Annotated in this window: 12 protein-coding genes; 8 read left to right on the forward strand and 4 right to left on the reverse strand. The window is 54.4% G+C overall.

What is annotated here, in order from left to right:
- Positions 1-2 precede the first annotated feature (2 nt).
- The gene (gene dcd / locus OGV89_RS07975; RefSeq protein ID WP_003036774.1) at positions 3-584 is read right to left on the reverse strand and encodes a dCTP deaminase; all 582 of its coding nucleotides are present in this window, start codon (positions 582-584) and stop codon (positions 3-5) included.
- Between the two features lie 91 nt (positions 585-675).
- Positions 676-1,317, reverse strand: coding sequence for a uridine kinase (gene udk, locus OGV89_RS07980; protein WP_003036776.1), 642 nt, complete (start codon positions 1,315-1,317; stop codon positions 676-678).
- 315 nt (positions 1,318-1,632) lie between these two features.
- Between udk and OGV89_RS07985 the strand changes: the two genes are divergently transcribed.
- Complete coding sequence (locus tag OGV89_RS07985; protein ID WP_286558482.1) at positions 1,633-4,962, forward strand: diguanylate cyclase; 3,330 nt, start codon at positions 1,633-1,635, stop codon at positions 4,960-4,962.
- On the opposite strand, the gene alkA is transcribed toward OGV89_RS07985, so the two are convergent.
- Positions 4,930-5,799: a DNA-3-methyladenine glycosylase 2 gene (alkA, locus tag OGV89_RS07990; RefSeq protein ID WP_003841772.1), complete on the reverse strand. Its 870-nt coding sequence runs from the start codon at positions 5,797-5,799 to the stop codon at positions 4,930-4,932. The two genes, OGV89_RS07985 and alkA, sit on opposite strands and share 33 nt — an antisense overlap.
- A gap of 136 nt (positions 5,800-5,935) precedes the next feature.
- Here alkA and yegD point away from each other — a divergent pair, with 136 nt between their 5' ends.
- Positions 5,936-7,288 carry a molecular chaperone gene (gene yegD, locus OGV89_RS07995; RefSeq protein WP_286558484.1) on the forward strand — a complete coding sequence of 451 codons (1,353 nt, stop codon included), beginning with the start codon at positions 5,936-5,938 and terminating at the stop codon, positions 7,286-7,288.
- A gap of 99 nt (positions 7,289-7,387) precedes the next feature.
- Here yegD and OGV89_RS08000 read toward each other — a convergent pair whose 3' ends face one another.
- On the reverse strand, positions 7,388-7,447 hold the full coding sequence (locus OGV89_RS08000; protein WP_106672390.1) for a type I toxin-antitoxin system Ibs family toxin: 60 nt from the start codon (positions 7,445-7,447) through the stop codon (positions 7,388-7,390).
- A gap of 279 nt (positions 7,448-7,726) precedes the next feature.
- Here OGV89_RS08000 and OGV89_RS08005 point away from each other — a divergent pair, with 279 nt between their 5' ends.
- The 6 genes from OGV89_RS08005 to baeR are packed head-to-tail and all read left to right on the forward strand — an operon-like array spanning position 7,727 to position 18,699.
- Positions 7,727-8,965, forward strand: a complete 1,239-nt coding sequence (locus OGV89_RS08005; protein ID WP_048232347.1) for an MdtA/MuxA family multidrug efflux RND transporter periplasmic adaptor subunit — start codon at positions 7,727-7,729, stop codon at positions 8,963-8,965.
- Complete coding sequence (locus OGV89_RS08010) at positions 8,965-12,087, forward strand: MdtB/MuxB family multidrug efflux RND transporter permease subunit (protein ID WP_286558487.1); 3,123 nt, start codon at positions 8,965-8,967, stop codon at positions 12,085-12,087. Before OGV89_RS08005 ends, OGV89_RS08010 begins: the two co-directional genes overlap by 1 nt.
- Positions 12,088-15,168: a multidrug efflux RND transporter permease subunit MdtC gene (gene mdtC, locus OGV89_RS08015; RefSeq protein ID WP_044701897.1), complete on the forward strand. Its 3,081-nt coding sequence runs from the start codon at positions 12,088-12,090 to the stop codon at positions 15,166-15,168.
- On the forward strand, positions 15,165-16,577 hold the full coding sequence (locus OGV89_RS08020; RefSeq protein WP_286558490.1) for an MFS transporter: 1,413 nt from the start codon (positions 15,165-15,167) through the stop codon (positions 16,575-16,577). The genes mdtC and OGV89_RS08020 overlap by 4 nt, the downstream gene beginning before the upstream one ends.
- Positions 16,577-17,980 carry an envelope stress sensor histidine kinase BaeS gene (gene baeS, locus OGV89_RS08025; RefSeq protein WP_003841761.1) on the forward strand — a complete coding sequence of 468 codons (1,404 nt, stop codon included), beginning with the start codon at positions 16,577-16,579 and terminating at the stop codon, positions 17,978-17,980. Before OGV89_RS08020 ends, baeS begins: the two co-directional genes overlap by 1 nt.
- Positions 17,977-18,699, forward strand: coding sequence for an envelope stress response regulator BaeR (gene baeR / locus OGV89_RS08030; RefSeq protein ID WP_003036797.1), 723 nt, complete (start codon positions 17,977-17,979; stop codon positions 18,697-18,699). Before baeS ends, baeR begins: the two co-directional genes overlap by 4 nt.
- The last annotated feature ends 48 nt before the right edge of the window (positions 18,700-18,747 follow it).

Genomic DNA, 18,747 nt, shown 5'->3' on the forward strand with positions numbered 1-18,747 from the left:
ACTCAGTCTTTATCGATCCGGCTGGCAACGGCGCCCTGCTGGTCGCGATATTTCGCATCCTGACGACGGTTGTAGGGTCGCGCTGCCGGACCGGAAAGCGGTTCGAAACTTAACGCGCCAATCGGCATCCCCGGACGCAGAGCCAGCGGTAATTTTCCGGAGTTGTAAAACTCCAGTACGATACAGCCAGACCAGCCCGGATCGATACGGTGAGCGGTGACGTGTACCATCAGTCCCAGACGAGCCAGCGAAGAACGGCCATCTAACCAACCGACGAGATCGGAAGGCAGTGTCACGGATTCGAATGTTACCGCCAGTGCAAGTTCCCCCGGATGCAGGAAAAAGGCTTCGCCGTCCTTAAGGACGATTTCATCACTCATCACGCGATCCAGCGCGGCGCTGACTTCATCTTTCGGTCCGCTTAAATCGATATACGCCGCCGTATGACCGCGGAACGTACGGAATTTGTTGCCAAGGCGCACATCTACCGTGGCGCCATTGATTCGCTCGACAGGAGGGCGTGGATTGATCGACAGGCGACCTTCATCCAACCAGGCTTCAATATCTCGGTCACATAAACGCATGGCACTTTCTCCTTTCGTGCTTCAAACCCTTAATGCCAGGTGCGTTAAGGGTGAACCAGGTTATCACTGAACGGTACACAATTCGCTGAACTTATTCAAAGAACTGACTGATTTTAGCCTTCAGAATATCGATGGCGATGCGGTTTTTACCCCCGCGCGGCACAATGATGTCGGCGTATTGTTTTGAAGGCTCAATAAATTGCAGGAACATTGGGCGGACGGTTTTCTGGTATTGCGCCATCACCGAATCCATTGAACGACCACGTTCGTTCACATCCCGCTTGATACGGCGCATCAGGCAAATATCTAACGGCGTATCAACAAAAATAGAGAAGTTCATCTCGTCACGCAAACGCGCATCCGTCAGCAGCAAAATGCCTTCCAGAATGATGACTTTCTTTGGTTCGATATGAATAGTGTCTTGCGTACGCGTGTGCTCAACATAGCTATATACCGGCAGCTCAATGGCAGAGCCGCGTTTCAGCGTTTGCAGATGTTGAAACAGCAGGCTATGGTCCATCGCGTTCGGATGGTCGTAGTTGGTTTTTACACGTTCTTCCATCGACAGATGGCTTTGATCTTTGTAATAGCTGTCTTCGGGAATAACGCCAATATGTTCGTCACCGACTTGTTCACGCAATTCGCGATAAAGAGTACTGGCAATAAGGCTCTTGCCGGAAGCCGATGCGCCGGCAATGCCGATAATGACGCACTGATGGGACTGATCAGTCATAAATTTAGCGACCTGATTAACCTGGATGTAAGGAAGGGCGGCGCCGAAACGCCAAACGCGGCAATTATAGGGATTTCAGCGGCGCGATGCCACCCCAGGCTGCACCAATGCTGTCCCTGTCGCAAATTAAAATGGTCAGATTTAGAACAGCCGCTATATTTATTCACCTGCCTTAGGAATTAATAGCTTGGGAGTGTTAATTTATGAGCAGCTGGCGTATAAATTGTAAATTGTTTGTACTAGCATAATCCCAGATTAAATGTGATGCGTCCGGCATCTCTGCTGGGCGACAACGGCTATTTGGGTAGAGTGGTAATGAGTAAACAATCCCAACATGTTTTAGTTACCTTACCCCATCCTCTACTGCGCCTGGCCAGTTTAGGTCTGGTGGCTTTCATCTTTACGTTGTTTTCGCTGGAACTGTCACGTTACGGCGCACAGCTTGCACCGCTGTGGTTTCCAACCTCTATCATGATGGTGGCTTTTTACCGTCACGCTGGAAAGATGTGGCCTGGGATCGCGCTGGCTTGCTCATTCGGTAGCATCGGCGCCTCTTTACTCTTCTTCCCCGGACAGTCGCTTAATTTCTCCTATACGGTCATTAACATTATTGAGGCTGTTGTTGGCGCAATGTTATTGCGTAAACTGCTGCCCTGGTACAATCCCTTACAAAATCTTAACGACTGGGCGCGTCTGGCATTTGGCAGCGCGGTTGTTCCGCCACTGCTGGGCGGCGTATTGATGTGGATGTTGTTGCCGAAGGAAACTACGTTAAATACCTTTCTCATTTGGGTACTGTCAGAATCCATTGGCGCACTGGCGTTGGTGCCGTTAGGTTTGCTGTTTAAACCACATTACCTGCTGCGCCATCGCGACCCGCGATTATTGCTTGAGACCCTGATTACGCTTCTGGTGACCTTAACGTTCAGTTGGCTATCCATGATGTACATTCCATGGCCATTTACCTGCGTTATTGTCCTGCTGATGTGGAGCGCTGTCCGTCTGCCGCGTATGGAGGCGTTTTTAATATTCCTCAGCACCGTGATGATGGTTTCGCTGATGCTGGCCGCCGACCCTTCACTGCTTTACACCCCGAAACAGAACATGATGACGGACATCCCCTGGTTGCCGTTTTTGATGATCCTGTTGCCCGCCAACATGATGACCATGGTGATGTACGCGTTTCGAGCCGAACGCAAGAACATTTCAGAAAGCGAGTCACGCTTTCGCAACGCCATGGAATATTCCGCGATTGGCATGGCACTGGTTGGCACCGAGGGGCAATGGCTACAGGCCAATAAAGCCTTGTGCCAGTTTCTGGGCTATAGCCAGGAGGAGCTACGTTCGCTGACCTTCCAGCAGTTAACCTGGCCGGAAGATCTGAACAACGACCTTGAACAACTCAACATGCTGGCACGCGGAGATATTAACAGCTATTCCATGGAAAAACGCTATTACACCCGCGCGGGCGACGTCGTCTGGGCGTTGCTGGCCGTTTCGCTGGTGCGTCATAGCGACAACACTCCACTCTACTTTATCGCGCAGGTTGAGGACATTAACGACCTGAAGCATACCGAGTGGATTAACAAACGGTTGATGGAACGCATTACCCTCGCCAATGAAGCCGGGGGTATTGGGATTTGGGAATGGGAACTGCAGCCTGACGTGATCAGTTGGGATAAACGGATGTTCGATCTGTATGAAGTTCCTGCGCATATCAAACCCAGCTGGCAAGTCTGGTATGAGTGCGTTGTACCCGAAGATCGCGAGTACGCCGAAAATGTGATTCGTGATTCGCTGGCCGCGCGGGTTCCGTTTAAGCTTGAGTTTCGTATCGCAGTAAAAGATGGCATACGCCATATCCGCTCGTTGGCCAACCGGGTGCTGAATAAAGACGGTGAAGTTGAACGCTTACTTGGTATCAATATGGATATGACCGAAGTGAAGCAGCTTAACGAAGCGCTGTATCAGGAAAAAGAGCGCCTGCACATTACGCTGGACTCAATCGGCGAAGCGGTAATTTGTATTGATGTCTATATGAACGTGACCTTTATGAATCCGGTCGCTGAGAAAATGAGCGGCTGGCAGCAGGACAGTGCCATCGGCATTCCGCTATTGACGGTACTACATATTACTTTTGGCGAGAACGGTCCGCTGATGGAAAATATCTACAGTGCTGACATGTCGCGTACGGCAATCGAGCAGGAAGTGGTCCTGCATTGTCGTAATGGCAGCAGTTATGACATTCAGTACAGCATCACGCCCCTCAGCACCCTTGACGGCGGCAGCATTGGTTCGGTGTTGGTTATTCAGGACGTCACAGAGTCACGGAAGATGCTCCGCCAGCTTAGCTACAGTGCCTCACATGATGACCTGACGCAGTTGGCAAACCGGGTCAGCTTCGAAAACCATCTAAAACAATTGCTGCATTCAGTACACGACACGCGCCAGTGCCATGTACTGGTTTTTATCGATTTGGATCGTTTTAAAGCGGTGAACGACAGCGCGGGTCATGCCGCCGGCGATGCCCTGCTGCGTGAACTCTCTGCGCTTATGCTCAGCATGTTGCGATCCAGCGATATGCTGGCGCGCCTTGGCGGCGACGAGTTTGGTCTGTTGCTGCCGGATTGTAATATCGAAAGCGCCCGCTTTATCTCAGGACGCATCATCAGTGCTATTAACAATTACCAATTTATGTGGGAAGGCCGTTTGCACCGTATTGGCGCCAGTGCGGGAATTACGCTGATTGATGAGAAAAACCATGTCGCGACTGACGTTATGTCTCAGGCCGATATCGCCTGCTACGCGGCGAAAAACAGCGGCCGTGGGCGAGTCTGTGTCTATGAGCCTCAGCAAAGCCAGGCCCATGCCGCGCGTAGCCAACTGTCATTGGATGAACAAAGACACACTATTACACACAACCCTATGCTGATGATCGCCAGAGGCGTTGCTTCTCCGCGTATACCGGAGACTTTTAGCTTCTGGATTATCTCGCTTCGCTTAGGCACCGCTGAGGGTGAAATCATTGAAGATCAAGCCTTCCATGCCGGGTTGGTCGATCCCACGTTGAGTCAGGCGCTCGATCGTCGGGTATTCGGCGAGTTCTTCCAGAGTGCTGCCCCGGCTGTCGCCAACAAGGGCCTCAGTATTGCCCTGCCCCTTTCCGCCGCCGGCCTGCTCAACACAGAACTGGTAGATGAGCTGCTAGAGCACTTGCAACGCAGCCCGCTACCGCCACGATTGCTGCATCTGACCGTTCCATCAAGTGTCATCAAAACAAGCCCAACGCAGGCGGTATCCGCCCTGCATCGACTGCGGCAGTACGGTTGTCGAATTGTGTTAAGTCAGGTTGGTCGCGACTTAGAGCTTTTTGACAACCTGAAATATCACATTGTCGATTACCTGTTACTCGACAGCGAGCTAAGTGCCAGCGCTCCCGGCAACTTGATCGACGAAATGTGGGTGTCCATTATCCAGGGTCATGCTCAGCGCCTGGACATTAAAACCATCGCCGGTCCGGTGCAACTGCCGCTCATCATGGATACGCTTTCTGGCATCGGTATTGATATGATTTATGGCGATATTATTGCCGACGCCCAACCGCTGGGTCTGCTACTGAATACCAGCAATTTCGCCATCAACTGACGGTTGCCAACCATCCGTATACCAGATATGCAACAGCGCATAGGAGCGCCAGGGTTTCCAGCGCTCTGCATACCGCCGGATCTGGGCTGGTGTCATGCCGGGAAAACGCTGCTTAATCAGATAATCATCCGGCAGAAAAACGTCCTTCGCCTGCCAGCCGCGCAGCGCAAAGTAGTTGGCGGTCCATCGCCCTATCCCGGGAAATGTTTGTAGCTGCTTAACGCCTTGTTCGATATCGGCAGGGGCTGTTGTCGCGAGCGTTCCTTCAAGGGTTGCATGAGCAAGGTGAATCAACGCTTCAGCGCGTTTGAGCGGCATTCCTAACGTTTTCAGGTGCAGCGGATCGGCGTTGGCAAGCTCTTCTGGAGAGGGAAAACACACATACTCGGGCGCATCCTCCAGTGTATTGCCATAAGCGTGCGCTACTTTCGCTGTCAGTTTCGCGGCCATCGCCACGCTGACTAACTGTCCTAAAATCGCCCGTACCCCTTGCTCAAAAGCATCGACACATCCCGGCAGGCGCAATCCCGGACGCGCCGCGCCGAGGTTACCCAGCGCGCCGACAATTTGCTGCGGGCAACATGAAAGATCGAACAAGCGCGTTATTTTTGCCAGGCACTCGGAGGCTACAGGCTGTAACCCTGAGCTCAACGTCACGTGTAGCACATTGGCGTGCAGATCCGGGACAACGCTCACCAGACCACGATGCTCCCCTACGGACAGACTTCGGACATAACTCAGTTCTTCTACGGTTTCGACACCTTCAACCGCACGGGCGGCAAGAAATCCCAGCATCCAGGGCCAGTCATAAGGCGGTTGCCAGCTCAGCGTGAACATTCGGTTTTCCTTTTAAAGCAAACTTACAGCATAAACGGTATTCAATCAGTACGCCTTGCTTTCATATTCCAGTTGTCGGGCCGTCAACTATTCGTTAAAGTCACGCCCCTTCTTCACTGGCATGGGGATTTTTACGGTGTTTATTGGTTTTGACTACGGTACGGCAAACTGTTCAGTGGCCGTTATGCGTGATGGGCAGCCCCACCTGCTCAAAATGGAAAATAACAGCACGCTGCTACCCTCAATGCTGTGTGCACCAACGCGCGAAGCGGTTAGCGAGTGGCTGTATCGCCATCACGACGTTCCAACCACGGACGATGAAACACAGGCGCTGCTTCGCCGTGCGATGCGCTACAATCGCGAAGAGGACATCGACGTTAACGCCAACAGCGTGCAGTTCGGTCTGACATCGCTGGGTCAGTATATTGAAGACCCGGAAGAGGTGTACTTCGTTAAATCGCCAAAATCATTTTTGGGTGCCAGCGGTCTGAAGCCGCAGCAAGTTGCGCTTTTTGAAGATCTGGTCTGTGCAATGATGCTGCACATTCGCAACCAGGCGCAAAGCCAATTGCCGGAAGCTATCACTCAGGCCGTAATTGGTCGCCCCATCAACTTCCAGGGATTAGGTGGCGATGACGCCAACATCCAGGCGCAGGGGATTCTTGAACGTGCGGCCAAACGTGCCGGTTTTCAGGATGTCGTCTTCCAGTACGAGCCGGTAGCAGCGGGGCTGGATTACGAAGCCACACTGCAGGATGAGAAACGCGTGCTGGTGGTAGATATTGGCGGGGGTACGACCGACTGTTCACTGCTGCTGATGGGGCCGCAATGGCATCAGCGCGCCGATCGCGAAAACAGCCTGCTGGGACACAGTGGCTGCCGTGTAGGCGGGAACGATCTGGATATCGCGCTGGCGTTTAAACACCTGATGCCGCTGCTAGGTATGGGCGGTGAGACTGAAAAAGGGATCGCCTTACCGATTCTCCCCTGGTGGAACGCGGTCGCGATCAACGATGTTCCCGCGCAAAGTGATTTCTACAGCAGCGCCAACGGTCGTTTACTGAACGATCTTGTCCGCGACGCGAAAGAAGCCGATAAAGTAGCCTTGCTGCTCAAAGTCTGGCGCGAGCGTCTGAGCTATCGCCTGGTGCGCAGCGCAGAAGAGAGCAAGATCGCGCTTTCCGACCAGACCATTGTAACGGCGGCGATACCGTTTATCAGCGACACGCTGGCAACCGATATTAGTCAACATGGATTGGAGGCCGCGCTCAATCAGCCCCTGGCGCGCATTCTGGAGCAGGTCCAACTGGCGCTGGACAACGCGCAGGAAAAACCGGACGTGATTTATCTGACCGGCGGCAGCGCGCGTTCACCGCTGATTAAAAAAGCCCTCGCCCAGCAGCTTCCTGGGGTCCCTATCGCGGGTGGCGATGACTTCGGTTCTGTCACCGCCGGTCTGGCCCGCTGGGCTGACGTTGTTTTCCGCTAAGCCGCTCGCAAGCTGAAAGGTGTGCGTATTGACATCACCGTTGCTGTGGCTTATTTTCAGGAGTGAGGGTTAGGGAAGGTTTCCCCTCCCCCTGGTGTCTTAGTAAGCCGGTAAGCTAATGACTAAGAGTATCACCAGTATGATGACGTACTTCATCATAACCCTTTCCTTATTTTGGCCCCTTCCTCGGGAGGGGGCTTTCCCGTTCCAGCGTCCCGCTGAAATCTCTGGCTTACCTCCTTTTGCCTTGACCGCACTCTAACGCACAATGACGCATTCGCTATTTTCGCCGCAAATTGTTGCGTAACGCCTCGCAAAGCCGCGTCAGCATTCAGACGAATCCCGACAGTGTTTCATAATTCCTCCATTTTTCTCCCTTGTTCGCTGGCTAAACTAGTATCATTCCGCGAATCGTTTCAGGATGAGAAACTCATAACAATGAAAGGCAGTAATAAATCCCGCTGGGTGATAGCAATCGTGATCGTCGTGGCCGCCATCTGGTTCTGGCAAAGCCGCAGCGCTTCCCAGGAAACCGCACCGGGCGCTACCAAACCAGCGCAGCACACGCCTGGGTCGGCACGCCGTGGAATGCGCTCCGGACCGTTGGCTCCCGTGCAGGCTGCCACCGCCACCGAGGAAGCCGTTCCACGTTACCTGACAGGGCTGGGTACCATTACTGCCGCCAATACCGCCACGGTACGTAGCCGGGTGGACGGTCAGCTCATTGCCTTACACTTTGAGGAAGGACAACAGGTAAAAGCCGGCGACCTGCTGGCAGAGATAGATCCCAGCCAGTTCAAAGTCGCTCTGGCTCAGGCGCAGGGACAACTGGCAAAAGATAAAGCCACGCTGGCGAATGCCCGTCGCGATCTTGCCCGCTATCAACAGTTGGTTAAAACCAATCTGGTCTCCCGCCAGGAGCTGGATGCCCAGCAGGCGCTGGTCAATGAGACGTTAGGCACAATCAAAGCGGATGAAGCCAGTGTCGCCAGCGCTCAGTTGCAGCTCGACTGGAGCCGGATAACCGCACCTGTCGATGGTCGTGTCGGCCTGAAGCAGGTCGATGTCGGTAACCAAATTTCCAGCGGCGATACCACCGGGATCGTCGTCATTACGCAAACTCATCCCATCGACCTGATATTTACTTTGCCTGAAAACGACATTGCTACCGTGTTGCAGGCACAAAAATCGGGGAGCCAGCTGAAGGTCGAAGCCTGGGACCGAACCAATTCGCAAAAACTGAGTGAAGGCGTCCTGCTCAGTCTCGACAATCAGATTGATGCCACTACAGGAACCATCAAAGTTAAAGCCCGTTTTAACAATCAGGATGATGCGTTATTCCCTAACCAGTTCGTCAACGCCCGCATGCTGGTCGACACGCAGCAAAATGCCGTTGTGATCCCAACAGCTGCCCTGCAGATGGGCAACGAAGGGCACTTTGTCTGGGTACTGAACAGCGACAACAAAGTGAGCAAGCATCTGGTTAAACCGGGTATTCAGGACAGCCAAAAAGTGGTGATCGCCGCTGGGTTGTCCGCAGGCGATCGGGTCGTGACTGACGGTATTGACCGTCTGACGGAAGGCGCAAAAGTCGAAGTCGTTGAGGCGCACGACGCCTCTGTTTCTGATGAGAAAACAGCGCCACGTGGATACGGCAAAAAAGGAGCCAACTCCTGATGCAGCTGTTACCTCCGGACAACACAGGCGGACCATCGCGCCTGTTCATTCTGCGCCCCGTCGCCACTACGCTGCTGATGGTCGCGATTTTGCTTGCCGGTATTATCGGTTATCGCTTCCTGCCAATCGCCGCCTTACCTGAAGTGGATTACCCCACGATTCAGGTCGTTACGCTCTACCCCGGCGCCAGCCCGGATGTCATGACCTCGGCGGTAACCGCGCCGCTTGAACGTCAGTTTGGCCAGATGTCTGGCTTAAAACAGATGTCATCACAAAGCTCCGGTGGCGCATCGGTCGTTACGTTACAGTTTCAACTGACGCTCCCGCTGGATGTTGCCGAGCAAGAAGTTCAGGCCGCGATTAACGCCGCCACCAATTTATTACCTAGCGATCTACCTAACCCTCCGGTCTACAGCAAGGTAAACCCGGCAGATCCGCCGATCATGACGCTGGCGGTCACTTCCAGCGCCATGCCGATGACGCAGGTGGAAGATATGGTCGAAACCCGCGTCGCGCAGAAAATCTCTCAGGTATCCGGCGTGGGTCTGGTAACACTTTCCGGTGGGCAACGTCCGGCGGTCCGCGTGAAACTTAACGCTCAGGCCATTGCCGCACTCGGTCTGACCAGCGAAACCATCCGTACGGCCATTACCGGTGCCAACGTCAATTCAGCAAAAGGGAGTCTTGATGGCCCAACGCGCGCCGTTACCCTTTCAGCTAACGACCAGATGCAGTCCGCAGATGAATATCGTCAGCTCATTATTGCCTATAAAAACGGTGCACCGGTTCGCCTGGGCGATGTCGCTACCGTCGAACAAGGAGCAGAAAACAGCTGGCTGGGTGCATGGGCAAATAAGCAACAAGCTATAGTGATGAATGTGCAGCGCCAGCCTGGGGCGAACATCATCGCCACGGCAGACAGTATCCGCCAGATGCTGCCACAGCTCACCGAAAGCCTACCCAAATCGGTTAAAGTCAGCGTACTTTCCGATCGCACCACCAATATTCGTGCCTCTGTTGCAGACACCCAGTTCGAGTTGATGCTGGCGATAGCGCTGGTGGTGATGATTATCTACCTGTTTCTGCGCAATGTTCCGGCGACGATTATTCCTGCAGTTGCCGTACCGTTGTCGTTAATCGGCACCTTCGCGGTGATGGTATTTCTTGATTTCTCCATCAACAACCTGACCTTAATGGCGCTAACCATCGCGACAGGCTTTGTTGTGGATGACGCTATCGTGGTTATCGAGAATATTTCACGCTATATCGAAAAAGGCGAAAAACCGCTGACTGCTGCCCTGAAGGGCGCAGGCGAGATTGGTTTTACCATCATCTCTCTGACGTTTTCATTGATTGCGGTATTGATCCCACTGCTATTCATGGGCGATATCGTCGGGCGCTTGTTCCGTGAATTCGCCGTTACGCTGGCGGTGGCGATTCTGATTTCTGCCGTTGTCTCGCTCACTCTTACGCCGATGATGTGCGCGCGTATGCTGAATCAGGCCTCATTGCGTAAGCAAAATCGCTTCTCCCGCGCCTCAGAGCGAATGTTTGATCGCGTCATCGCCGGGTACGGTCATTGGCTGGCAAAAGTACTTAACCACCCGTGGCTGACGCTGAGCGTAGCGCTCGGCACGCTGGCATTGAGCGTCATGCTATGGGTTTTCATCCCCAAAGGTTTCTTCCCAATCCAGGACAACGGCATTATCCAGGGTACGCTACAGGCACCGCAGTCCAGCTCATTCGCCAGCATGGCCGAGCGCCAGCGTCAGGTTTCAGATGTCATCCTTAAAGATCCGGCGGTAGAGAGCCTGACCGCTTTTGTCGGTGTGGATGGTACTAATCCGGCATTGAACAGTGCGCGTTTGCAAATCAACCTTAAACCACTGGATGAACGTGACGATCGGGTGCAGAAAGTGATTGCGCGCTTACAGGACGCGGTTGACAGGGTTCCCGGAGTTGACCTTTATCTTCAGCCTACTCAGGATCTGACGATTGATACTCAGGTGAGCCGGACGCAATATCAATTCACGCTGCAAGCGACATCCCTTGATGCCCTCAGCACCTGGGTGCCACAGCTGATAGCAAAACTAAATCAGCTACCGCAACTGTCCGACGTCAGCAGCGACTGGCAGGACAAAGGGCTGGTAGCGTATGTGAACGTCAATCGCGACAGTGCAAGCCGTTTGGGCATCAGCATGTCAGATGTCGACAACGCCCTGTACAACGCCTTCGGCCAGCGTTTGATTTCGACTATTTACACCCAGGCAAATCAGTATCGCGTGGTGTTAGAACATAACACCAACAATACGCCGGGGCTTGCGGCACTGGATACAATACGTCTGACCAGTAGCGACGGTGGCATAGTACCGCTCAGCGCGATCGCCAGTATTGAACAGCGTTTTGCCCCGCTGTCGATTAACCACCTCGATCAGTTCCCGGTCACCACCATCTCGTTCAACGTGCCAGACGAACATTCGCTGGGTGATGCGGTACAGGCGATTCTGGACGCCGAAAAAACGCTTAACCTGCCCGCAAATATTACGACCCAGTTCCAGGGTAGCACGCTCGCCTTCCAGGCCGCGCTGGGAAATACCATCTGGTTGATTGTGGCTGCGGTTGTCGCGATGTATATCGTCCTCGGCGTGCTGTATGAGAGCTTTATTCACCCAATTACTATTCTCTCCACGCTGCCGACGGCGGGCGTCGGGGCACTGCTGGCGTTAATGATTGCCGGCAGCGAACTGGACGTCATCGCGATTATTGGCATTATTTTGCTCATCGGTATCGTCAAGAAAAACGCCATCATGATGATCGACTTTGCCCTTGCCGCGGAGCGCGAACAAGGCATGGCGCCGCGCGATGCTATTTTCCAGGCCTGTCTGCTGCGTTTCCGCCCAATTCTGATGACTACGCTGGCGGCACTGCTCGGCGCGTTGCCGCTGATGTTAAGTACCGGTGTGGGCGCAGAGTTACGCCGTCCGTTAGGCATTGGCATGGTCGGTGGACTGCTTGTGAGTCAGGTATTAACCCTGTTTACCACTCCGGTAATTTATCTGCTGTTTGACCGTCTGTCGCTGTATGTGAAAAGCCGTTTCCCGCGTCAGGAAGAGGAAGCGTAAATGAAATTTTTCGCGCTTTTCATTCATCGGCCGGTGGCGACCATTCTCATTTCGGTGGCTATCACCCTATGCGGTATTCTGGGCTTTCGTCTGCTGCCGGTCGCTCCGCTGCCGCAGGTGGATTTTCCGGTGATTATGGTCAGCGCATCATTACCCGGTGCCTCCCCTGAAACGATGGCGTCTTCGGTCGCAACTCCGCTGGAGCGCTCGCTGGGCCGCATCGCGGGCGTAAACGAAATGACTTCGAGTAGTTCGCTTGGCAGTACGCGTATTATTCTCGAATTCAAATTCGACCGTGACATCAATGGCGCGGCGCGGGACGTTCAGGCCGCGATTAACGCCGCGCAAAGCCTGCTGCCCAGCGGGATGCCGAGCCGACCAACGTATCGCAAAGCTAACCCTTCCGATGCGCCAATCATGATCCTGACGCTAACGTCGGACACTTACTCGCAGGGTGAACTGTACGATTTCGCATCAACACAACTGGCGCAGACCATCGCGCAAATCGACGGTGTGGGCGACGTGGACGTTGGAGGCAGTTCTCTGCCTGCCGTGCGGGTAGGACTCAACCCGCAGGCGCTGTTTAACCAGGGCGTGTCACTGGACGACGTGCGTAGCGCGATCGACAATGCCAACGTGCGTAAGCCGCAGGGCGCTATCGAGAATGATACCCATCGCTGGCAGGTACAAACTAACGATGAGCTGAAAACCGCCGCCGAATATCAACCGATTATCATCCACTATAACAACGGCGCAGCGGTGCGACTGGGTGATGTTGCGTCTATAACCGACTCTGTACAGGACGTTCGTAACGCGGGGATGACCAACGCCAAACCGGCCATTCTGCTGATGATCCGCAAGCTGCCGGAAGCCAATATTATTCAGACGGTAGATAGCATTCGCGCCAAATTACCGGAGCTACAAACGCTGGTCCCGGCCGCCATCGATCTGCAAATCGCCCAGGACCGTTCACCGACCATTCGCGCTTCATTAGAGGAAGTTGAACAGACGCTGATTATCTCCGTGGCGCTGGTTATCCTGGTGGTCTTTGTTTTCCTGCGATCCGGGCGTGCGACTCTGATCCCCGCGGTAGCGGTTCCGGTCTCGCTGATCGGTACCTTTGCCGCCATGTATCTGTGCGGATTCAGCCTGAACAACCTGTCGTTGATGGCGTTAACCATTGCCACGGGATTTGTCGTAGATGACGCCATCGTGGTGCTGGAAAATATTGCCCGCCACCTGGAAGCGGGAATGAAGCCACTCCAGGCGGCGTTACAGGGTACGCGCGAAGTGGGATTCACCGTGCTTTCCATGAGCCTGTCGCTGGTGGCGGTATTCCTGCCGCTGCTGTTAATGGGCGGATTGCCTGGACGCCTGCTGCGCGAATTTGCCGTCACGCTGTCGGTTGCCATCGGTATCTCGCTGCTGGTGTCGCTGACATTAACGCCAATGATGTGCGGCTGGATGCTTAAATCCAGCGCCCCGCGTGAACAGTCGCGTAAACGGGGATTTGGTCGCGTGCTGGTAGCGCTGCAGCAAAGCTACGGCACTTCACTTAAATGGGTACTGCGCCACACGCGACTGGTGGGCGTGGTATTACTCGGCACCATTGCGCTGAATATCTGGCTTTATATTTCCATCCCCAAAACCTTCTTCCCGGAGCAGGATACGGGCGTATTGATGGGAGGGATCCAGGCTGACCAGAGCATCTCTTTCCAGGCGATGCGCGGTAAACTACAGGATTTTATGAAGATCATCCGCGACGATCCGGCGGTGAACAATGTCACCGGCTTTACCGGTGGGTCACGGGTTAACAGCGGGATGATGTTTATTACCCTCAAGCCACGCGATGAGCGCCGTGAAACCGCTCAGCAGGTGATCGACCGCCTGCGCGTTGCGCTTTCAAAAGAACCAGGTGCGAATCTGTTTCTGATGGCGGTGCAGGACATCCGCGTTGGCGGACGCCAGGCCAACGCCAGCTATCAATACACATTGCTGTCCGACGATCTGGCGGCGCTGCGTGAGTGGGAACCGAAGATCCGTAAGGCGCTTGCCGCCCTGCCCCAACTGGCGGACGTCAACTCCGATCAGCAGGACAATGGCGCGGAGATGAATCTGATTTACGATCGCGACACCATGTCTCGTCTTGGGATCGACGTGGCAGCCGCCAATAGCCTGCTGAATAACGCCTTTGGTCAGCGACAAATTTCAACCATCTATCAGCCGATGAACCAGTACAAAGTGGTGATGGAGGTCGACCGACGTTACACCCAGGACATCAGCGCACTGGACAAAATGTTCGTCATCAACAATGACGGTAAAGCGATCCCGTTATCGTACTTTGCCAAATGGCAGCCAGCGAATGCCCCACTGTCGGTAAACCATCAGGGATTATCTGCCGCCTCAACCGTGTCGTTTAACCTGCCGACAGGTTCTTCACTGTCAGAAGCGACAGAGGCCATCAACAGAACCATGACCCAGCTCGGCGTCCCCTCCACGGTTCGTGGCAGCTTTGCCGGTACCGCCCAGGTATTTCAGGACACTATGAACTCGCAGGTGATCCTGATTATCGCCGCCATCGCCACCGTCTATATCGTGCTGGGTATGCTGTATGAAAGCTATGTACATCCGCTGACCATTCTCTCCACGCTACCTTCGGCAGGGGTCGGGGCTTTGCTGGCGCTGGAGCTGTTCAATGCCCCATTCAGCCTAATCGCCCTGATAGGGATCATGCTATTAATTGGAATTGTGAAGAAAAACGCCATCATGATGGTCGATTTTGCACTGGAAGCGCAGAGAAACGGTAAGCTGCAGCCGGAAGAAGCTATTTTCCAGGCCTGCCTGTTGCGCTTTCGCCCAATCATGATGACCACGCTGGCGGCGTTATTTGGCGCACTGCCGTTAGTGTTATCCGCAGGGGATGGCTCTGAGCTGCGCCAGCCGTTGGGGATAACCATTGTCGGTGGGCTGGTCGTGAGCCAGCTCCTGACGCTGTACACCACGCCTGTGGTCTATCTCTTTTTCGACCGTCTGCGTCTGCGTTTTTCGCGTAAAAACAGCAAACCGGTAGCAGAGTTATGACAGAACTTCCCGACAGCACCCGCTGGCAACTTTGGATTGTGGCATTTGGTTTTTTTATGCAGTCGCTGGATACCACCATCGTTAATACCGCGCTTCCCTCGATGGCGGCAAGCCTCGGGGAAAGCCCGTTACACATGCATATGGTCATAGTGTCATATGTTTTAACCGTTGCCGTGATGCTGCCCGCCAGCGGATGGCTGGCGGACAAAGTTGGCGTGCGTAATATCTTCTTCACCGCCATCATCCTGTTTACGCTTGGTTCGCTGTTTTGCGCCTGGTCCAGCACGCTCAACGAGCTGGTGATGGCGCGCGTCTTACAAGGCATTGGCGGTGCGATGATGGTGCCAGTCGGCAGGCTGACGGTGATGAAAATCGTCCCGCGTGAGCAATATATGGCGGCGATGACGTTTGTCACTTTACCCGGTCAAATCGGCCCGCTGCTGGGCCCAGCGTTAGGCGGAATTCTGGTTGAATACGCCTCCTGGCACTGGATCTTTTTGATTAACATTCCGGTAGGCATTGTCGGCGCGATAGCGACGTTAATGTTGATGCCCAACTACACCATGCAAACCCGACGCTTCGACCTCTCCGGATTCGCGATGCTGGCGGTCGGTATGGCGGTTCTGACGCTGGCGCTCGATGGCAGCAAAGGAACCGGCCTCTCCAGTATCACGCTGGCGGCGTTGGTTATCTGCGGGGTGCTGGCTATTGCGCTGTATCTGAAACACGCCCATCGAAATCCCCGCGCGCTGTTTAGCCTGAATCTGTTTCGCACATCGACCTTCTCGCTAGGTCTGTTCGGCAGTTTTGCCGGTCGCATCGGCAGCGGTATGCTGCCGTTTATGACGCCGGTGTTTTTACAGATTGGCCTCGGTTTTTCACCGTTTCATGCCGGACTGATGATGATCCCGATGGTGCTGGGCAGTATGGGCATGAAGCGCATTGTGGTGCAGGTCGTTAACCGCTTTGGTTACCGTCGCGTACTGATTACCACCACGCTTGGCCTGTCGCTGGTCAGTCTGTTGCTAATGGCCACGGCACTGCTGGGCTGGTATTACGCCCTGCCCTTCGTGCTGTTTTTACAGGGAATGGTCAACTCAACGCGCTTTTCATCCATGAATACCCTGACGTTAAAAGATCTGCCTGACGATCTCGCCAGCAGCGGCAACAGCTTGCTGTCGATGATCATGCAGCTGTCGATGAGTATCGGGGTGACCATCGCGGGTCTGCTGTTAGGCATGTTTGGCCAGCAACATATCGCCATCGACAGTGGTAGTACGCATAGCGTCTTTATGTATACCTGGCTGTGCATTGCATTCATTATTGCGCTGCCCGCCATTATTTTTGCCCGCGTGCCGAACGACACGCAAACCAATGCGGTGATTTCACGACGCAAAAGGAGCACCTGATGAAGTTCTGGCGGCCCGGTATCACCGGCAAACTGTTTCTGGCGATTTTCGCCACCTGCATTGTGTTGCTGATCAGCATGCACTGGGCTGTACGCATAAGCTTCGAACGCGGTTTTATCGACTATATTAAGCACGGTAACGAACAGCGGCTGCAAATGCTCAGCGACGCGTTAAGCGAGCAGTACGCGCAGCACGGCAACTGGCGATTCTTACGCAATAACGATCGTTTCGTTTTCCAGATCCTGCGCTCTTTTGAACACGACAACGACGATGATAAACCGGGTCCAGGCATGCCGCCACACGGCTGGCGTACACAGTTTTGGGTTGTCGATCAAAATGCCCACGTACTGGTCGGCCCGCGGGCTCCTGTCCCCCGCGACGGTATGCGCCATCCCATCCGCGTCAACGGTAGCGAAGTGGGTGCTGTGATTGCTTCTCCGGTGGAGCGTTTAACGCGTAATACCGATATCAATTTCGACATGCAGCAAAGACGTTCCAGCTGGCTTATCGTCGCGCTCTCCACGATCCTGGCTGCGCTGGCAACGTTTACGCTGGCGCGCAGCCTGCTGGCCCCGGTTAAACGGTTGGTGGAAGGCACGCACAAACTGGCGGCGGGCGATTTCACCACTCGCGTTACGCCAACCAGTACGGATGAGCTAGGCAAGCTGGCGCAGGACTTCAACCAGCTCGCCAGTACGTTGGAAAAAAACCAGCAGATGCGTCGTGACTTTATGGCCGACATTTCTCACGAACTGCGCACGCCGTTGGCGGTGTTGCGCGGTGAACTGGAGGCCATTCAGGATGGTGTCCGCCAGTTCACGCCCGACTCCGTTGCCTCTTTGCAGGCTGAAGTGGGTACGCTCACCAAACTGGTTGACGACCTTCATCAGCTCTCCATGTCAGATGAAGGTGCGCTGGCCTATCAGAAATCATCGCTGGATCTTATCCCGCTGCTTGAGGTGGCAAGCGGCGCATTTCGTGAACGCTTTGCCAGTCGTGGACTAACGCTTCAACTCTCGCTCCCGGACAGCATGACGGTATTTGGCGACAGGGATCGTCTGATGCAGTTGTTCAACAATCTGCTGGAAAACAGTCTGCGTTATACCGACAGCGGCGGCGGGCTGCACATCAGCGCCGAACAACGCGAACGTATGGTGTTATTAACCTTCGCAGATTCCGCTCCCGGCGTAAGTGACGAGCAGTTACAGAAGCTGTTTGAACGATTTTATCGCACCGAAGGCTCGCGTAACCGCGCCAGCGGAGGTTCCGGGCTGGGGCTGGCGATTTGCGTCAATATCGTACAAGCGCATAATGGTCTGATCCGCGCCGCCCATTCGCCTTTTGGTGGGGTTAGCATTACAGTAGAGTTACCGCTGGAACGCGATTTACAGAGAGATGTATGACTGAGTTACCCATTGATGAAAACACGCCGCGTATTCTGATCGTGGAAGACGAACCCAAGCTGGGGCAACTGCTCATCGACTACCTGCGGGCAGCGAGCTACGCTCCTACGCTCATCAGCCACGGCGACCTGGTTCTGCCTTACGTGCGCCAAACACCGCCCGATCTGATCTTGTTGGATCTGATGCTGCCCGGTACCGATGGTCTGACCCTGTGTCGGGAAATCCGCCGCTTCTCAGAAGTCCCCATCATGATGGTAACCGCTAAAATCGAAGAGATTGATCGCCTGCTGGGGCTGGAGATCGGTGCAGATGATTATATTTGTAAACCGTACAGCCCGCGCGAAGTCGTCGCGCGTGTTAAAACGATCCTGCGCCGATGCAAACCGCAGCGCGAACTACAACAAATGGATGCAGAAAGCCCGCTTATCGTCGATGAAGGCCGTTTTCAGGCCTCCTGGCGTGGGAAGATGCTCGATTTAACGCCCGCCGAATTCCGCTTACTTAAAACGTTGTCACATGAGCCGGGAAAAGTATTCTCCCGAGAACAATTACTTAACCATCTCTATGACGATTATCGCGTCGTTACCGACCGCACCATCGACAGCCATATTAAGAACCTGCGACGCAAGCTGGAGTCGCTGGATGCTGAGCAGTCGTTTATCCGCGCGGTCTATGGCGTGGGGTATCGCTGGGAAGCCGACGCCTGCCGAATTGCTTAAACACTCCTGCCCTTCAGGGCCCGCTGCTCCATGGGGCCCTGGTGACTA

Source organism: Citrobacter sp. Cf125, from assembly GCF_030333935.1.
In the GTDB taxonomy this organism is placed as follows: Bacteria; Pseudomonadota; Gammaproteobacteria; order Enterobacterales; family Enterobacteriaceae; genus Citrobacter; species Citrobacter freundii.